Below are 16,160 nucleotides of genomic sequence, written 5' to 3'. Positions count from 1 at the left end.
GGGATGGAGCAGCCAGGTAGCTCGTCAGGCTCATAACCTGAAGGTCGTAGGTTCAAATCCTACTCCCGCAACCAAAAATACCTGAACGAAATAAGACACTTAACGCCACCCTCGGGTGGCTTCTTGCGTTTGTAATATTTGAGTGGTGCTACAGCTGCGCTACGCCTCGCAGCAAAGAACAGCATCATAAAGCAGGCTGTCAAAACACCGAATCCCGCAAACCGTGCTCCCTTCGGCTACGCCTCACTACAGGAACAACGCCTGTTCAACGTTAGTGCTGTCAGCACTGTCAGCCATCCCGATCAGAAACCAAAAAGCGCCCGGCCTGGAAAAAGGTCGAGCGCTTGTGCAGTCGTTGCGTTGAAAGGGCGGGCTAACCGTTGGTCAGCTCAATCACCCTCATTCCCGCCTTACCTTCGCGGCTGAAAGTTATGTTCACCCCTTGGCGGCGCAACACCGGCTGAACCCGGCGCAGGGCCGCGCCAAAGCGCGCTTCTGACCGGGGGAAGCTCTGGCTGTCTTCGGTGAGGCTGGGAAAACGGTCTCGCAGGGTCTGCTTCAGTTCCGTAGCCGTGCCGCTCCAATGCTGGCGGCCCTCCATCAGCGATAGGATCGCCAGGGCAACCGGGTTTGCTTCAATGGCAGCTTGGTCGCTTTTGGCGCGATTGGCCGCGTAGGAGTCCAGGAACGCCCCTTGAGGCCACCCCAAAGCATACTCGGAGGCCACCCCCATTTGGCGAAGTCGGCCATTCGTCGATCTGCCCCAGCGCGCAGGACACAGCGCCAAGAGAGCGGCCAGGATGAACGGCTTGGCCTTTGCAAACTCCCGATGAAAACTGCCCAGCGTCCTGCGTTTGCTGGCGGGGATGGTGGGCAGGTGAACGCCTATGGCGCGATCTGCCAGGTCCGGACGGGAAGCCAGATCCGGAATGCCGTTCAGCAGGCAAGGCCGGGTGGCGTTGAACAGCACCGGGCGAATGTTGGACAGGTTGTCGAAGCTCAGAACGTGATTGTGCATCGCGGCAATCACCAGGTCTTGCTCCGAATTGGGCGTGCTGCGGGTGCTGGGCTGCCCGGGGTCGATCAGCTCGCGCAGGGTTGGCGCGGTGGTGCTTTTGGCGCTGCCCTGTTCGCCGGACAGGATCAAAATGGGGTAGGGGCCTTTGGGGTGAAAGCAGCCCAAGAGTCAGGCTACCAGCATCCGGAAATCGTCTTCGCTGCCGACGTTCAGGAACGCCCTCAAAAGAGTGATCCCGTCCGGGTGGCGTTCGGGCAGGGGCAGCGCCGGCATGGCGGAGGAGCGCCGGAACCGCGCAGGCGAATGATCGACCACCTGCCAGCCTTCGGATGTGATCGCGACGGCCTGCCAGTCTGCATTGCCCAGGTCGAGGTAGAGCGTGCGCCCGAGAGAGGCGATCCGGCTGAACACCGGGTGGGTGTCGCCTTCAAAGCGGGCGACACCTTCCAGCATCCGGCGCTTGTCATCCAGCGTGGCGTTGGAGGGTGTTTTGCCTTCGGCCTTGTAGTGAGCATAGGACAGGTAGGTCCGGAAGGTCGGGGAGCTGACCGGCCAATGTTCAAAGTGCCCCTTGCTCCGAAACGTCACGTAGGGCTCACCCTGGGGCGTGGTCCACAATTCCAACCCATCGACGTTGGCACCGTGTTGGTCCGTATCGTTACCTATACGTAGGGGCGTCAGCGCTGTGTGCGGCGGTTCCGGCATCCAACGTAAGGTAGGGCGCTGTCGCATCGGGCAGGTCGCATAACGTATCGTTCACCAAGGCATCAGCCTCTCGCCGCCGCCAGCCTGCGGCAATGGCATCCCTCACGTCCCAGCCTTTGGGCAGGGGCATGGGAAGCTCTCCGGCCCGATCATGGGTTTGCGCCAGGTCTTCTGTGATTGGCAGGATGAGCGGCGTTGCCTTGTGAATGGTTACGAGGTCTGGCGCTAAGTGGCTGGCATAGTGCTGGCCCGGTTCATCAAGGTCGGACCAGATGATCACGGTACGCTCCGCCAGCGGGCTGAGCTCAGTCTTGGCCAGTGCTTTGCTGCCGCCAAAGCTGGTCGAGGCCAGGCAGCCCAAGCGGGTGAGCGCATCGGCGCACTTCTCGCCTTCGACCCAGTGAAATTCTGCTCATGCTACAAGGAGGAAAACGTAGCGATGAGTGGACCATTGGAAGACGGTATCAAGAGATGGACGGCGAAGCGGAAATCCGCGCTCGTCATTGAGATCATTCAAGGCAAGACGACCGTGGCTGAGGCCAGCCGGTCGTATGATTTGGCGCCTTCTGAGATCGAGAACTGGGTGGATGATGCGCGCAAGGGCATGGAGAACGCCCTGAAGGCCAACCCGCTGGATGTTCGCCAGCAATACGAGAAGCAACTCCGCGATCTGCAAGAAGCCTATGGTGAAGCCATGTTGGAGCTGCGTGCTAGAAAAAAGCTCCAGGCCTTGTTGGACGCGGAGGACGGCAAATGATCCGCAGCGTTCAACAAGGCCTTTTCGACGACGGGATCGTGGTGCCCGTGACGAAGCTGTGCGCCTGGTTCGATGTGCCGCGCCGCACGGTCTACTACAAGCCGACGAAGGCCGCTCCCTAGCTGGATGATAAGTTCGTGGTCCCGATCAGGGCGCTGATCGAAGAAGAGCCGTCGTTCGGTTATAGAACGGTGGCTTGGCTTCTGGGGTTCAACAAAAACACCGTGCAGCGCATCTTTCAGATCAAAGGTTCGCAGGTGCGCAAACGATCTATTGGGGCTCGGCCTCGCGTGGAAGCGCTGCCATCCGTTGCAAAACGGCCCAACGAACGATGGTCAAACGACCTGTGCCGCGTTTGGGGCGGCAAAGATGGCTGGTGTACGTTGGCTTTGATGATGGACTGCCACACGCGCGAGCTGCTGGGCTGGCATCTGTCCCGATCCGGCAAGGCGACGACGGCAGTGTCCGCGTTGGAACACGCGCTGATTACGAGGTTCGGCACGCTCGGGAAAGTCGATGAACCATTCCTTCTGCGCAGCGACAATGGATTAGTGTTCACTTCTCGGGCCTACACCAAACTGGTTCGCAGCTATGGCCTCAAACAGGAGTTCATCACGCCACATTGCCCGCAGCAGAACGGCATGATGGAGCGCCTCATTCGATCGTTGAAGGAACAATGCGTCCATCGCCATCGCTTCGAAAGCCTGGCACATACAAGCCGTGCCATTGGCGATTGGATCCAGTTCTATAACCAAAAGCGCCCGCATCAGGCCCTTGCCATGCGCACGCCAAACGAGGCATTCCAATTAGTAGCTAAACCTGAGCAGATTCCGCTGGGTCGATACAGTGGATTGCTGGGAGCGGTGCCCAAGTGATTTGCCGATGATGTAGCCGTTCGGCCCTGTGGCAGCCTGATAGCTGCCCAGGGTGTGGCGAAAATCGTGGATGCGCAGGTATTCGATGCCTGCCTCTGCCAAGATGCGGGACCACGTTTCTTTCGGGTCTGCCAGATGATCGCTTTATGCCTGATCCTTCGAACACGCAGGGCTATCGGATTTCAGCTTCCGTTCTATCAAAAGCTCAACGGCCTGCTGAGGCGGGTAGACTGGCAGAGGGCCCGCGTTCTTGGGGTCCTCAATCCGCCATGTGCCGTGGTCTGACAATCGGTGGCGGCGGTGCGAAAACCTAAGCTGCTGACACCCCTTGTACTTCTGCACGAAGTCGCGTGAGTGCGGCCTGGGCCTCGTTGAGGAGCGTATCGATTTCGGCTTCCGGAAGCTCATTCGTCTGTGTCTCGATTTCGGCCATGCAACTCGCCAATTCCTGTGCGCCAAGCTGACCTAACGTCGACTTTCGGCTATGTGCCGTTCGGGAAGCGGTTTGGAAGTCTCCCAGGCTCCAGGCATTTTCGATGTCATCAAGGCCGCTCGCAGCGGCATCGAGGGTCTTGGCGATCATGTTGTCCGCCAGACCGCCCATGACAGACTTAAAGGTGCCAAAGGTTTCACGGTCAAGTACCGGCAAACGGGTGTCGTCGTGCTGGACTTCCGGATCAGTGTCTTCCGGGTCATGAGCGATCCACCGAAGGAGTGCATTCTCGACGCTCTTTTTCTTGACTGGTTTCGTCAAGAAGTCGTCCATTCCCGCTTCGACGCAAAGGGTTTTGTCTTGCGCTGTTGCATTTGCGGTCAGGGCAACGATTGGGGTTCGCTTGCCCTGTTCCATTTCGAAGCGGCGGATCAGTTTGGTGGCCTCAAGCCCATCCATGAAAGGCATCTGCATGTCCATGAGGATCAGATCGAACTCGCCTTTCTTGACCGCCTCGATCGCCAGTTTTCCATTTTCGGCGATGGTCAGTTCAATGTTGAAACCTTTCAGAAGCTCGGTCATGAAAGCCCGATTGATTTCGTTGTCCTCCACCAACAGCAACCGAGCGCCGACCAGCTTCCCGAGCGGAGAAGCGGGTGATTTAGCGAATACATCTGGCACCCACTTGCGGAGCAGTTCCAACAGCTTTTGCCGTCGGAGCGGTAGAACCAGCTTGTCGCTTACCCGCAGAGGATCTTCGGCCTCTGACGAGGACATCTCGATATCCTCTGTTTCCAATAGGATGATCGGAGTCGCCCCGAACCCACCGTTGGTTAAAACTTCCAACGGCTTTTCACGATCTCCGTTTTTCGCCTGAAGCTGGAGGAACAGGATGTCGAAACCCGCGCCGGACTGCGTCATGCGCTGCTCTGCCGTCTCAGCATCCTGGACCAGTTCAATCTCGCAGCCAAGTTCGACAAGTTGATCGCCAAGCAGTTCACGATCAGTGTCCGACTGGGCAATGACAAGCGCGCGTGGTGGGCGAATAAGTTCGAGCCCATCTTCATCCTGGACTGCAAGATCATCACTGCATAGGAAGTAGCCAGATTTACCATACAGGCGTTCGTTCTGCACAGCAGCCAAGAACTGCAAGGTTCTGTCCAGACGAAGCGGTTTTGTCATGGCTCCCTGGAAGCCGCGCGCTTGCATCGCCACGGACTCTTCGGTGTCAAAGCTGGCTGTCAGCAACAAGACTGCGGCGTCTTTGGCAAGACCTTTCCCGGCCAGCTGTTCCAGCGTTTTCTTCATGCTTTTGTCATGCAGTGCACTGTCGAGCAAAACGATATCCACTGGCCTATCCGATACCGACTCTTCTGCCAGTTCCCGCAGCATGTCCTCGGCTTTTTTTACGGCAACCACGTCCGCGACGGCGAGAGAGGCATAGTCTCTTAGTTCCTCGCGAAGCATATCGTTATGGACTGCAGCAAGAAGCCTGAGCTGGGAAAGATTCTGCGGTATGTGGCGGGCGGTGCCAGGCTCTATGCAATTTCCAAGACGGATCGTGACCCAGAAGGTCGAACCGAGGCCAAGTGTACTTTCAAGCCCAATCGTGCCACCCATGAGTTCGGCCAGTTGTTTGGCGATCGAAAGGCCGAGGCCAGTTCCGCCGAAGTCCCGGGTGGTCGAGGCATCGGCTTGGGTGAACTTTTCGAAAATTTTCCTTTGAGCCTCTTCGGAGATGCCAATGCCGGTATCCTTCACGGCAATTTTCAACTCGCTTTGCCCATCCTCGGGGATTTCATTTCTTGAGATTTTTATCTGGATTGATCCGGAACTGGTGAATTTTGCTGCATTTCCCAGCAGGTTAAGGACAATTTGCCGGATCCGCCCCTCGTCGCCGACAAATTGTTCACTCTCCGAGGCCGGGTAATTGAGAACCAGCTCCACTCCGTTCTCCCGGCATCTCAGGTACAGCAGATCGATCAGATCCTCGAGCGTGCCACGCAGATTGAACGGAGCGGGATTGAGTTCCATGCGACCGGCTTCGATCTTCGAGACATCGAGAATGTCGTTGATAATCTGTAACAGGTTTTCCGCCGACATCCTTACTGCCCGTGCGAACCGCGTTTGCGTGGCGTCAAGATGAGTACCGAGCAGGAGTTCGTTCATGCCCAGAATGCCATTCATTGGTGTGCGAATTTCGTGGCTCATAGTGGCCAGAAACTCGGATTTCAGCCGACTGGCCTGTTCGGCCTCTTCCTTGGCCTTCAAAAGCTCGTCGTTGGAGGCCTCAATTGCTTCCATTTGTTCGGAAGCCAGGGCTTCAGCGCGCTTTCGGTCACTGATATCGCGCACGAACCCGGCGTAAATCACCTCGCTGCCGATATCGACACGGCTGATGCCAAGAGAAATCGGAAACAGGCTTCCGTCTTTGTGCTGCCCCTGCAAGTCACGCCGTTTGCCAATGATCTTGGCCACTCCGGTTTTGTGGTAGTTCGAAAGGTATGTGTCGTGCTCACTGGAATATGGGTCAGGCATCAGCATCGAAACGTTCCGTCCGATGACTTCTTCGGCGGTATAACCGAATTCTTCCTCGGCAGCGGCGTTGAAACTCCGGACAATGCCTTTTTGATTGATTGTGATGATGCCTTCCGTTGCGGTGCGGACGACAGTTTCAATGAACCGCTTTGCGCTTTCCGCTTCGGTCGCAAGCTCGGAGAGTTCTTTTGTTTGTTCCGCCAGGCGGGCGTGTGGCTTGAGCAGAGAGGAGCGGCCAAGCAACATGAATATCGCGAATGCCACCACCAGCACGAAGGCGATTGCGCCGACGGACCTGAATATCAGATTCCGACCCGCTTGCGCGACAACTTGTCGGTCCGGCACCAGAGCCACTGCCAGATCGTAGCCTTCGACCATTGCGACGGCAGCGTCCGGGAGCGGGCTTTGGATCGACAAGGCAGAGTCTGTGTTGGCTGGAAAAACGGCGGTGGCTTGCGTGATTCCACCTTCCGGCAACGCAACGCTCAAATCGATAAACACGTGGCCGAGGATGACGCCCTCGACAAGCCCCCGCTGGGCGACCGGCACGCCGATCACGAAATGCGCAATCGAACCTTTTTGGGTGTAGAGCGTGGATTGCTTTCGCGTTTCCGTGGCGCCGTCAAGGACGGTTTCCACCAGTCCAATAATTTCGGCTTGTCCGAAAGCTGGCTCATCATGGTCGACAAATGCGTGGTCCGCGATGTTCTGCTTTAGGATGTCGTACATCGTGACTGTGTGCAGGCCCGGACTCGGAGATAGCGCTGCCAGGTAGTCTTCGACAACGTCTGCATTGTCGGTGTAGCCAAGAGCGACGGATACGATATCCGGCTGCGCGGCGATAAACGAAAGCATTTGCCGGTGTTCTTCCAGCTTGGCGGAAAGAGTGTGCGAGGCCTTGTTCGCCAGGCTCTGGACTGCCTTGTCCTGATTGGCCGCGAGATAGGGCCGGGCTGTGAACCACAATGCCGCGCCGGAACTCGTAACCGCCAGCACAAGGATTAACGTGACCAGACAAAAGAATTTCCGCGCGACCGAATTCGATTCTCTACACTTAGCGATCAGAGGCATGGGCCAGCCCTCCGTCCGCAAGATACTCGGACAAGCACAGGTGTTCGGCTCCCAATGCCTCGTGCGCGTCTGGATTGGAGTGACTGTAAGGCGCAAACGGTGACGAATAGGTGTCAAGGATTCCCGGCACCGGGCTCTGCAAGTTCTCCAATGCCTGACGAAGCGCCCTTCGTTTGTCTGCGATCCCGTTGTGCCACATGGGCGATTTGCTGGCCTGTTCGGCCGCCGCGATCAGGACTAGCGTCAAATCATATCCGTGCACGAAACCGGGGGGGGCTGCAAAATCCGATAGCCTGCTTATTGCAGAACCTTTTCCGGGAATGCGCTGCAAAGCCTGCTGCAGGATCTCCGGGTTTTGCAACTCACGCTTCAACCCGCAGGTTTGAAGCACCCGGAGGCGCAAATCCGTGCGGATGTCGTGAGGTACAAGCTCTGCAAACTGGCGGCCTAGGATGGCCCAATGGCTGAACAGTTTCAGTCCTGGAACAGTTTCATGCAGGGCGCGCACAATATGCGCCGCCTCGAGCGTCTCTGCCAGCATGATGGCGCAATCGGACTGCGAGCGTGCGACTTGTTTCGCGATGGTCGCGGCCGAGGCTTTACCAATCGATTGGTCAAAGAAGATCACCGTCGGTGCCGAAGCTCCGAGATCTTCCATGGCCTTGGTCATGGATGTTTGGTTGGCGCGGCCCCATCCAGTGTTCACCAGTATCAGCGTCAGGCGCTGGCATCCGCTGTCTTCAACGGCGCTTTGCACCAGGAACCTGCCGGCCTTTGAGTCGTCGATCGACAGTCGGAACATCCAGTTCTCAGTTCCCTCGCTGCTGCGGGTGATTGGTCCCGCAGCCGACCAGGGCAACAGCATCAGCAATTCATTGCTGTTGATGTAATCCTTGTGGGTCAGGTAGGGCGGTGAATGCAGGCCACCGAACATCAGCAGCGCGCGGTCGTTCGACAGGAACTGTTGCATGGTCCGGTAAGACCGCTTGCTGTTTCCATGATGATCCCGCGCGACGACTTCGACTTCGAAGCCGCCAAGACGGTCGTTCACCTGCGAAAGCGCGGATCTGATCCCCATCTCGATCGCGTCGGCAGCCTCATGGGAGATCGAGTAATCCGCATCAATGTAAATCTGCAGAGGCTCAGCTTGTCCTTGGCGCGGATGCATTAACAACAGCACTGCGAACACGACGACAAACCATGATCGTTTCATGCAGCCATATCCCTCGTTACTAAACGAGAGTCACCTTAGGTTAGGAAATGTTAACAAGAGCTAACCGGCTCTGGGATTGCCTTCCCGGCACGCATTTGGGTTTCGAAGTCCTCAGAGCAAAACGCGTTTCCGACGTCTGGGTGGCTGGCGGGCGGAAGCATCCCTTCCGCGTGACTTGACCAAATGCCGGATGCCGAAAGGACTGCGCATTCAAATTGCAGACTTCCGTGTTCGCGCGCATGCTGCGGCGCTTCCCGCATGTCATCCAGTCTATCAATCGCTCGCGAAACGAACTCCAATTGCTTGATTTAACGCGCTGTTAAGGGCGGGGCGGTAGTCTGACATATTAGTGTATGTTGTTGAGTGGTGAGGGGGAAGCCCACAATGTCCGGCGAACTAAGACGGGTCATGCTGGTCGATGATGATGAGCTCATTTCTGAGTTTGCCGTCATGATTCTGGAAAGCACTGGTCTTGAAATCCTTTACTGCAATTCGGGTCGTAAAGCGCTCGACCGGGTCAACGAATTCAGGCCGCAGCTAGTTCTGCTGGATTTCATCATGCCCGAGATGAATGGCCTGGACACCCTGCGGGAACTGCGTACCTTGCCTGAGGTGAACAGCACGCCGATTGTGTTTTTGACCGGAAAAACGGACCGTGAAGGTAGCGACGCGGCCATGATGGAAGCGGGTGCGGCGGGTATTATCCGCAAGCCATTCGCACCTGACATGCTCCTCTCGGACATAGAAACAATCTGGCAGCAGCATGTCGCTTGATCAGGGTCTTGAACTGATCCGGCAGAAATTCTTGGTCAAGCTTCAGGGGCTAGTTCCCGAATTCGAGGCGTTCGCCAAACGGCTGGATGACCAGGCCTCCGACCTGGACGACATGACGGAGCAGCGGGTTTTCGTACACCAGATCGCCGGTTCGGCCCGCACGTTCGGCTTCTCTGAAACCAGCGAGCTGGCGTCACGCGCAGAAGAATTCATAGATATCCTTCTTGGCGAGGCCCCGGCGCAGGCCCAGCAGAAGGACGAGGCCGCGGCCGAGGCTTCTCGCGCTCTGAACCGACTGTCGCTGCATGCAAAGGAATTGATTGCAACGCAGCTGACTGCGGTGCCGACTGCAGAAGCCCCGCCCCGACAGGAAAAGACGTCAAAGACAAAGGCGCGGCCGGACGCGCAGCAACAGAACCCGCCTGATCAAGGCCTTGAACTGATCCGTCAGAAATTCTTGGTCAAGCTGCAGGGGCTGGTTCCCGAATTCGAGGCGTTCGCCAAACGGCTGGATGACCAGGCCTCTGACCTGGACGACATGACGGAGCAGCGGGTTTTCGTACACCAGATCGCCGGTTCGGCCCGCACGTTCGGCTTCTCTGAAACCAGCGAGCTGGCGTCACGCGCAGAGGAATTCATAGATATCCTTCTGGGTGAAAGCCCGGCGCAGGATCGGCAGAAGGACGAGGTCGCAGCCGGGGCTTCTCGCGCGCTGAACCGGCTGTCGCTGCATGCAAAGGAATTGATCGCAACGCAGCTCACTGCGGTGCCGACTGCAGAAGCCCCCCCCCGACAGGAAAACACGCCGGAGAAGCAGAGTCTGAACAAGAAGTATCGGATCCTGATTTGCGATGACGACGCGCTCATGGGGGATCTGATGCGCCAAGCCTTCGAAGGCGAGGACTGCAAGGTTGTTGAGGTGAGCGACGGCACCGAGGTTGTGGCAACGGCCCGGAGCGAGCAGCCAGATCTGATCATTCAGGATGTGAACATGCCGGGCTTCAGCGGCTTTGACGTCCTGAAATCGCTCAAGGCAGAAAACGACACACGGGATATTCCCGTTGTTATGCTGACCCGACGTACAGAGGACAGCTCGATCCTCCAAGGTATTACGGGCGGTGCAGTGGACTACATCTTCAAGCCTTTTGTGATTGGCGAACTCGTCGCCAAGATCATGAATATTCTGCGCCGGAAGAAGACGACGGTCCTGTTGATCGATGATGATTCCCTGGTGCGCGAACTGGTTGCGCAAAGGCTCAGGAAACTGGGCTGGGGCGTGGCCGAAGCCGGAAACGGGCACAATGGGCTCGAACGATTTGCCGACATCAAACCCAGCCTTGTGCTTCTGGATTTGATGATGCCAGGGATGGACGGAATTTCTGTTCTGAAACAGCTCAAATCCGGACCTGGCAAAACCATCCCGGTCGTAATCATTTCGGCCAAGGGGCAAACTCAAAATGTCATTGCTGCAATTGATGCGGGTGCCCACGACTATCTGATCAAACCTTTTGATCTCGACGAACTTATTGCGCGGGTTGGCGGGATTTTGAGACGCCGAGAGCAAGAGCATGCCTAGACTCACTGTTTTGATTGTCGCGGCACTCCTGCACGTTTCTGCGCTGGCTTCTCCGCTCCCGGTTGCGGCGGCCGGTTCGGCGCAAGCGCTTTACGAACAAGGTCTGGCTTTGGCCTATGACAAGGAATACAGCCGCGCGATTGTATTGCTGAGCCGCGCGCTTGCGCTTGAGCCGCGCAATCAGGATATCCGCTTGGCGGTTGCGCGCGTTCACAGCTGGTCGGGCGACAATGCACAGGCGCAAGCATTTGTATCCGAGGTGCTGGCCGTGGCGCCAGACAACCCCGAAGTCCAGATACTTCAGGCACGGCTTTTCTTCCAGGAAGGAGAATACAAGCAGGCCGAAACCGTTCTTGCGGGGGTCGCGAGCACCGAGGAAGTCATAACTTTGCGCGACCAGATTGCTCAGGCGCGCAAGGGTGCGGTTTCACAACGTTTCTATGCCGCAATGTCCTATGAACGCAGTGATATTTCCCGGAGTGCCGCGCCGGATTGGAAACAGCTTGGGTTTGTTTTGGGCTACCGTGTGAGTGACAAGGTGACACTGCAGCTGAGCTATGAGCGGGCATATCGTTTTAACCGCCACAACGAGTTTTGGGAACTGGGAGTTGAGACCAGGTTCTCCGAACGACTTCTTGGGAGGTTTGCACTTGGTGTCTCTGCCGATGGGGATTTCCTGGCGGAGAGACGAGCCAGAGCAGGGCTGGAGTGGCGGATCGGCTCCCCGGGTGCAGCGGGCGGCGACACATGGGTCACGTTCGACTTGCAGCATACGACCTATGCCAGCGGAGTCAAAACGACCTCGTTTTCTCCGGGTATTCGCTTTCGGCTGAATGATACATTCGCACTGCATGGCAAGCTGATCCGAAGCCACGAAAACACAGGCGCCCGACACAAAGGCTGGTCTCTGCGCGCCGATTGGCAGACCCAATGGAACGGGCTTGCGCTCAACTTCGGGTATTCGATTGCTCCTGAAACGGAAGGCGGCCCAACGGTGGATGTAAGAACCTGGTCGCTGGGCTTGTCCTACCCGATCCTGGATCAGGCAACCCTGTTCGTTTCCTTTGCCGATGAAGACCGCCGTGGATCTTATCGCCGCCAGGCGCTGTCGACGGCTGTCGTTCTGCGGTTCTGAGATGCTCATGGATATTATGTCAGTCAGAATGTTGTGGCAGGGAACGCTGGTTCTCGCTCTGGCTGCAATGGCAGTATTTGCCAGTTTGATCCTGGTCCGCAGCCTGCGGAGCGCAGGCAGCGCCTTGCGTCAGCGCCGCCAAGAGCAATTGCGAAAGACGCTGCTGATTCATCTGGAAACGCCTCTTTCAAAACTAGACGAAACCTTTGCGCTCCGAGCTTCGGATCTTGAGTTTCTCGCCGAAATCACCCAAGGCATCCTGCGCGCGTTCTCGGGCGATATGCCCATGAAACTTCTGTCATTCTTCGAAAAACTGGAAATCGAGCCCTGGTTGCGCCGCCGTGCCACGGTCGGGTCTGTCCGAAGTCGTGGCGCAGCAATCCAGCTTTTGGGGTTCCTGCCGCCGGACCGCGCACGGCTGGAAACCCTGGTCTCCATCCTTGAACAACGAAATCCGCCGCTGATTGACTATCTCGCCTGCGAGAGCCTGTCGCGGTTTTCCCGATCAGAAGATTTCACGCGAGTTCTAGACGTTCTGGAACGTATTGAGGATCTCTCGGCACCCAAGATTGCCGCGATATTCAAGCGGTTCTCCAATTCCGCCGAGGTGCATTTTCAGGCATTTGCGATGTCGCACCGGCGCGGTATGCATATCCGGCTGGCTGCAATAGAAGCGCTTGCCGCCAGCCGAGGGCATGGTGGTCTCTCTGTCCTCGAAGCGTTGTGCTGGTCGGATGAGGACGCGGTGGCCGCAGCCGCTTTCGCGGCGCTGGCGCGCAGTGGTCATTCCCCGGGGCCGCAGGTTATCGAACATGGCGCCCGGCATCCGTTCTGGCTGGTGCGCGAACAGGCTGCGGGCTGCGCTGAGTATTCCAAGGTGATGCCCGCCGAGGCGCTGCAGAACCTGCTGGGCGACCCGCATTGGCTGGTCTGCATTCGCGCTGCTCAGTCACTGCAGAGCTTCGGTGCAGTCGGCCAGCGCATCGTGGCCACATTGGCCAGTGGAAGTGATCGCGCCGCGCGCCGCGCCGCGCAGTTCCTGGCGGAAGGCGGCCAAGAAGAGGCAGGCGCGTTGGCTGTCCGGGAGATTGGCGCGAATGTCTGAGCTGTTTTCGCAGATCCTGTCTTGGGTTGAAGGCCATCGTTCGATTTGGGTCGGATTTTCGTATTTCGTTCTGGCGGTCGGTCTGGCGCAGAACCTGGTTTATACGCTGCAACTGCCTTTTGCTGCGCTTGCCCTGCGCGATATGCGGCGTCAGGACCGCGTTGCGCGGGCCTGGTGGCTGTCCCGATCAGAAGTGGCTTTGCCAGTCTCAATCCTGATCCCTGCCTACAACGAAGAGCTGACGATCTGCGCGAGCGTGCGTACGACTCTTGCATTGGAATACCCGGTTTTCGAGGCGATCGTAATCAATGATGGATCAACTGACGCGACGCTCGAAAAACTGATTGAAGAATTCGATCTCAAAGCGGTGCAGGTCCCCTATGAGTACCAGGTCCCGTGCCATGAAATTCGCAAGACATACAAATCCGAGCATTATCCAAATCTGACGGTTATCGACAAATGCAATGGTGGAGCCAAGTCGGATGCGCTGAATGCCGGACTGAACATTGCGCGTTACCCGACTTTTTGTACGCTTGACGCGGACTCGATCCTTGAACCCTCAGCGTTGTTGGGGGCGGTGCAACCCTTTGTCGACGATCCCGAGCGCATGATTGCCGCTGGCGGCGTCGTACGGATCATTAACGGATGCACAGTTGAGAATGGCGTGGTCAGCAAGGTGGCCATGCCCTCGAAGTTGCTGGTGCGATTTCAAATTGCCGAATACATCCGTGCTTTTCTGATGGGGCGGCTGGCCTACAGTCAACTCGGGATACTCACGATCATCTCTGGCGCCTTTGCCTTAATCCAGCGCGAAAACGCGATTGCAGTCGGCGGGTTCTGCACCACGAACATGGGGGAGGATTACGATCTCATCCTGCGGATGCATCGGCGCCTGCGCAGCGAGGGCCGCGACTACCGCATGGAATTCATTCCCGAGCCGGTCTGTTGGACCGAAGCTCCCGAGACCTTGAAGGTGTTGAAAAACCAACGGGTGCGCTGGCAACAGGGGGCACTTGAAGGCTTCTTCTCCAACCTTTCGATGTTTGCAAACCCGCGCTACGGGCGCATTGGAATGCTGGCGTTTCCGCTGTCCTTCCTGTTCGACGTTCTGGGCCCCCTTGCAGAGATGTCGGGTTGGGTGCTCATCCCGCTGCTCTATGCCGTGGGAATTGTTGAACTCGACGTCCTGCTGGCCTTTGCTGCCATGTTCATGGTGTTTGGGGTGTTCATCAGCATGATCTCACTGCTGCTTGAAGAGTTCTCGCTTCGCCGTTTTGAACGCGTCGGCGATCTGTGTTCCCTTGCGATGGTGGCAGTGCTCGAAAATTTCGGATACCGTCAGCTCAACAGCTTCTGGCGTGTGGTCGGTTGGTGGCGCTTTCTCAGGGGAGGGAAGAGCTGGGGCAACATGGCCCGCATCGGGGCAAATATGGGGACCCAGGAGACCGCGCCGCGAAACCTCTCAGAATGACGGCGGCTCTGACCGCTAGAGCGATAAGAGCCGACACCAGTGAATGGAATCTGGATGGGAGCGGGGCTGTCCGGCCAAGGCCATCTTTGGAAACCACTGGATGGCCGCAGTGTTTGATCAAGCGTCCCGCTCGAGACTGCCTCTGTACGTCTCCAACACGACGTTGAATGGCTGATTGAATGGTGCCGAGGCCTTACTGAGTTCCCCGTTGCGCAACACCTTGCCGCGTGTGTTCTTCGCCAGCGCGGCAAGGCGATGTTTCGTTTTGCGCGGGTTTACAGGGCTGCGCGGAAGAGTTCGGTGAGGTTGGCTTCGGTCAGCTCCACCGGGTTGCCGCCGCAAGAGGGATCGATGATCGCGCCCTTGACCAGTTCCGGAATCGATTCTTCGGTGACGCCCATGTCCGAGAGCTTGCGCGGGATACCAAGGCTGTCGTTCAGATCCTGCACGTAGGAACGGAAGCCGTCAAAGCCGCCTTCGATGCCCAGGTAAGCTGCCGCCTGGTTGAACCGGTCGGCAATCACCGGCGCGTTGAAGTCCAGAACCGCAGGCATGCAAACCGCGTTGGTGGTGCCGTGGTGCGTGTTGAAGACAGCCCCGATCGGGTGGCTCATGGCGTGGATGGCGCCAAGGCCCTTCTGGAAGGCAGTCGCCCCCATGGCCGCGGCGGACATCATCTGCGCGCGCGCCTCGATATCGGTGCCGTCCGCATAGGCGCGGGGCAGGTAGTCCTTGACCAGACGCATGCCTTCCAGCGCGATGCCTTGGGACATCGGGTGATAGTGCGGGGAGGAAAACGCCTCGACGCAATGTGCAAAGGCATCAAGGCCGGTGCCTGCGGTGATGAACTTGGGCATGCCGACGGTCAGTTCGGGATCGCAGATCACCACGGTGGGCAGCACCTTGGGATGGAAGATGATCTTTTTCTGATGGGTGACGCTGTCGGTGATGACCGAGGCGCGGCCCACTTCCGATCCGGTGCCGGCGGTGGTGGGCACGGCGATGATCGGTGCGATGGCGTCCGCGTCGGCGCGGGTCCACCAGTCGCCGATGTCTTCAAAATCCCAGATCGGACGGGTTTGCCCTGCCATGAAGGCAACCATCTTGCCCAGATCAAGGCCCGAGCCGCCGCCAAAGGCGATGACGCCGTCATGGCCACCCGCCTTGTAGGCCTCAACGCCCGCCTCAAGGTTCTTTTCATTGGGGTTGGGGTCGACCTCAAAGAACATGCCACGGCCAAGGCCCGCGGCCTCCATGATGTCGAGCGTGCCTTGGGTCACGGGCAGGTTTGCCAGGCCCTTGTCAGTGACCAGCAGCGGTTTCTTGATGCCGGCCTGCGCGCAGGCTGCGGCGAGTTCCTTGATCCGGCCAGCGCCGAACTTGATTGCGGTCGGATAGGACCAGTTTCCAACGAGAGACATGGATATTGCCTTTCAAGAGGGGCCATTTGGCCGGAGGGATATTCAGTATGATGCGACGGCCGAGTCGG

Annotated in this window: 14 protein-coding genes; 8 read left to right on the top strand and 6 right to left on the bottom strand. The window is 57.9% G+C overall.

Going from position 1 to position 16,160, the window contains the following annotated elements; genetic code table 11:
- Positions 1-373 precede the first annotated feature (373 nt).
- The 3 genes from AADA15_RS18625 to AADA15_RS18615 all read right to left on the bottom strand — a co-directional run bounded on the left by AADA15_RS18625 (position 374) and on the right by AADA15_RS18615 (position 2,084).
- On the bottom strand, positions 374-1,183 hold the full coding sequence (locus AADA15_RS18625) for an AICE element replication initiation protein (protein WP_496401183.1): 810 nt from the start codon (positions 1,181-1,183) through the stop codon (positions 374-376).
- Positions 1,184-1,186: 3 nt separating this feature from the next.
- Positions 1,187-1,606, bottom strand: coding sequence for a hypothetical protein (locus tag AADA15_RS18620; RefSeq protein ID WP_341643067.1), 420 nt, complete (start codon positions 1,604-1,606; stop codon positions 1,187-1,189).
- A gap of 70 nt (positions 1,607-1,676) precedes the next feature.
- A complete protein-coding gene (locus AADA15_RS18615; RefSeq protein WP_341643066.1) occupies positions 1,677-2,084 on the bottom strand; it encodes a hypothetical protein in 408 nt (135 codons plus the stop codon).
- Positions 2,085-2,162: 78 nt separating this feature from the next.
- On the opposite strand from AADA15_RS18615, the gene AADA15_RS18610 reads away from it, so the two are divergent.
- From AADA15_RS18610 to AADA15_RS18600, 3 genes are read left to right on the top strand one after another with little or no spacing between them, the layout of a single operon-like run.
- Positions 2,163-2,480, top strand: coding sequence for a transposase (locus AADA15_RS18610; RefSeq protein ID WP_341643065.1), 318 nt, complete (start codon positions 2,163-2,165; stop codon positions 2,478-2,480).
- A complete protein-coding gene (locus AADA15_RS18605; RefSeq protein WP_341643064.1) occupies positions 2,477-2,602 on the top strand; it encodes a hypothetical protein in 126 nt (41 codons plus the stop codon). The genes AADA15_RS18610 and AADA15_RS18605 overlap by 4 nt, the downstream gene beginning before the upstream one ends.
- Positions 2,603-2,617: 15 nt before the next feature.
- Entirely contained in the window at positions 2,618-3,355 is a 738-nt protein-coding gene (locus AADA15_RS18600; RefSeq protein WP_341643063.1) for an IS3 family transposase, read from the top strand.
- Between the two features lie 310 nt (positions 3,356-3,665).
- Here the strand turns inward: AADA15_RS18600 and AADA15_RS18595 are convergent, their stop codons facing one another.
- Together AADA15_RS18595 and AADA15_RS18590 are read right to left on the bottom strand one after the other, a co-directional pair.
- Positions 3,666-7,397 (bottom strand): response regulator, encoded by a 3,732-nt coding sequence (locus tag AADA15_RS18595; protein ID WP_341643062.1) that lies wholly within the window; start codon positions 7,395-7,397, stop codon positions 3,666-3,668.
- A complete protein-coding gene (locus AADA15_RS18590) occupies positions 7,381-8,610 on the bottom strand; it encodes an ABC transporter substrate-binding protein (RefSeq protein WP_341643061.1) in 1,230 nt (409 codons plus the stop codon). The genes AADA15_RS18595 and AADA15_RS18590 overlap by 17 nt, the downstream gene beginning before the upstream one ends.
- Positions 8,611-8,994: 384 nt before the next feature.
- Here AADA15_RS18590 and AADA15_RS18585 point away from each other — a divergent pair, with 384 nt between their 5' ends.
- The 5 genes from AADA15_RS18585 to AADA15_RS18565 are packed head-to-tail and all read left to right on the top strand — an operon-like array spanning position 8,995 to position 14,671.
- Entirely contained in the window at positions 8,995-9,384 is a 390-nt protein-coding gene (locus AADA15_RS18585; protein ID WP_341643060.1) for a response regulator, read from the top strand.
- Positions 9,374-10,960 carry a response regulator gene (locus AADA15_RS18580; protein WP_341643059.1) on the top strand — a complete coding sequence of 529 codons (1,587 nt, stop codon included), beginning with the start codon at positions 9,374-9,376 and terminating at the stop codon, positions 10,958-10,960. The genes AADA15_RS18585 and AADA15_RS18580 overlap by 11 nt, the downstream gene beginning before the upstream one ends.
- Positions 10,953-12,095, top strand: a complete 1,143-nt coding sequence (locus AADA15_RS18575) for a YaiO family outer membrane beta-barrel protein (RefSeq protein WP_341643058.1) — start codon at positions 10,953-10,955, stop codon at positions 12,093-12,095. The genes AADA15_RS18580 and AADA15_RS18575 overlap by 8 nt, the downstream gene beginning before the upstream one ends.
- Entirely contained in the window at positions 12,031-13,200 is a 1,170-nt protein-coding gene (locus tag AADA15_RS18570; RefSeq protein ID WP_341643057.1) for a hypothetical protein, read from the top strand. Before AADA15_RS18575 ends, AADA15_RS18570 begins: the two co-directional genes overlap by 65 nt.
- Positions 13,193-14,671 carry a glycosyltransferase family 2 protein gene (locus AADA15_RS18565; RefSeq protein WP_341643056.1) on the top strand — a complete coding sequence of 493 codons (1,479 nt, stop codon included), beginning with the start codon at positions 13,193-13,195 and terminating at the stop codon, positions 14,669-14,671. The genes AADA15_RS18570 and AADA15_RS18565 overlap by 8 nt, the downstream gene beginning before the upstream one ends.
- Positions 14,672-14,946: 275 nt before the next feature.
- On the opposite strand, the gene AADA15_RS18560 is transcribed toward AADA15_RS18565, so the two are convergent.
- Positions 14,947-16,092 carry an iron-containing alcohol dehydrogenase gene (locus AADA15_RS18560; protein WP_341643055.1) on the bottom strand — a complete coding sequence of 382 codons (1,146 nt, stop codon included), beginning with the start codon at positions 16,090-16,092 and terminating at the stop codon, positions 14,947-14,949.
- Positions 16,093-16,160 lie beyond the last annotated feature (68 nt).

The organism is Phycobacter sedimenti (assembly GCF_038148855.1).
GTDB lineage: Bacteria > Pseudomonadota > Alphaproteobacteria > Rhodobacterales > Rhodobacteraceae > Phycobacter > Phycobacter sedimenti.
Note: the sequence above shows the minus strand (reverse complement) of the source record. Positions and strands in the feature narration are given on the sequence as shown.

Bases quoted from the DNA above. Each gene is read 5' to 3' on its own strand.
- AADA15_RS18610 (WP_341643065.1), top strand. From the start codon at position 2,163: ATGAGTGGACCATTGGAAGACGGTATCAAGAGATGGACGGCGAAGCGG.
- AADA15_RS18605 (WP_341643064.1), top strand. From the start codon at position 2,477: ATGATCCGCAGCGTTCAACAAGGCCTTTTCGACGACGGGATCGTGGTG.
- AADA15_RS18595 (WP_341643062.1), bottom strand. From the start codon at position 7,397: ATGCCTCTGATCGCTAAGTGTAGAGAATCGAATTCGGTCGCGCGGAAA.
- AADA15_RS18590 (WP_341643061.1), bottom strand. From the start codon at position 8,610: ATGAAACGATCATGGTTTGTCGTCGTGTTCGCAGTGCTGTTGTTAATG.
- AADA15_RS18585 (WP_341643060.1), top strand. From the start codon at position 8,995: ATGTCCGGCGAACTAAGACGGGTCATGCTGGTCGATGATGATGAGCTC.
- AADA15_RS18580 (WP_341643059.1), top strand. From the start codon at position 9,374: ATGTCGCTTGATCAGGGTCTTGAACTGATCCGGCAGAAATTCTTGGTC.
- AADA15_RS18575 (WP_341643058.1), top strand. From the start codon at position 10,953: ATGCCTAGACTCACTGTTTTGATTGTCGCGGCACTCCTGCACGTTTCT.
- AADA15_RS18570 (WP_341643057.1), top strand. From the start codon at position 12,031: ATGAAGACCGCCGTGGATCTTATCGCCGCCAGGCGCTGTCGACGGCTG.
- AADA15_RS18565 (WP_341643056.1), top strand. From the start codon at position 13,193: ATGTCTGAGCTGTTTTCGCAGATCCTGTCTTGGGTTGAAGGCCATCGT.
- AADA15_RS18560 (WP_341643055.1), bottom strand. From the start codon at position 16,092: ATGTCTCTCGTTGGAAACTGGTCCTATCCGACCGCAATCAAGTTCGGC.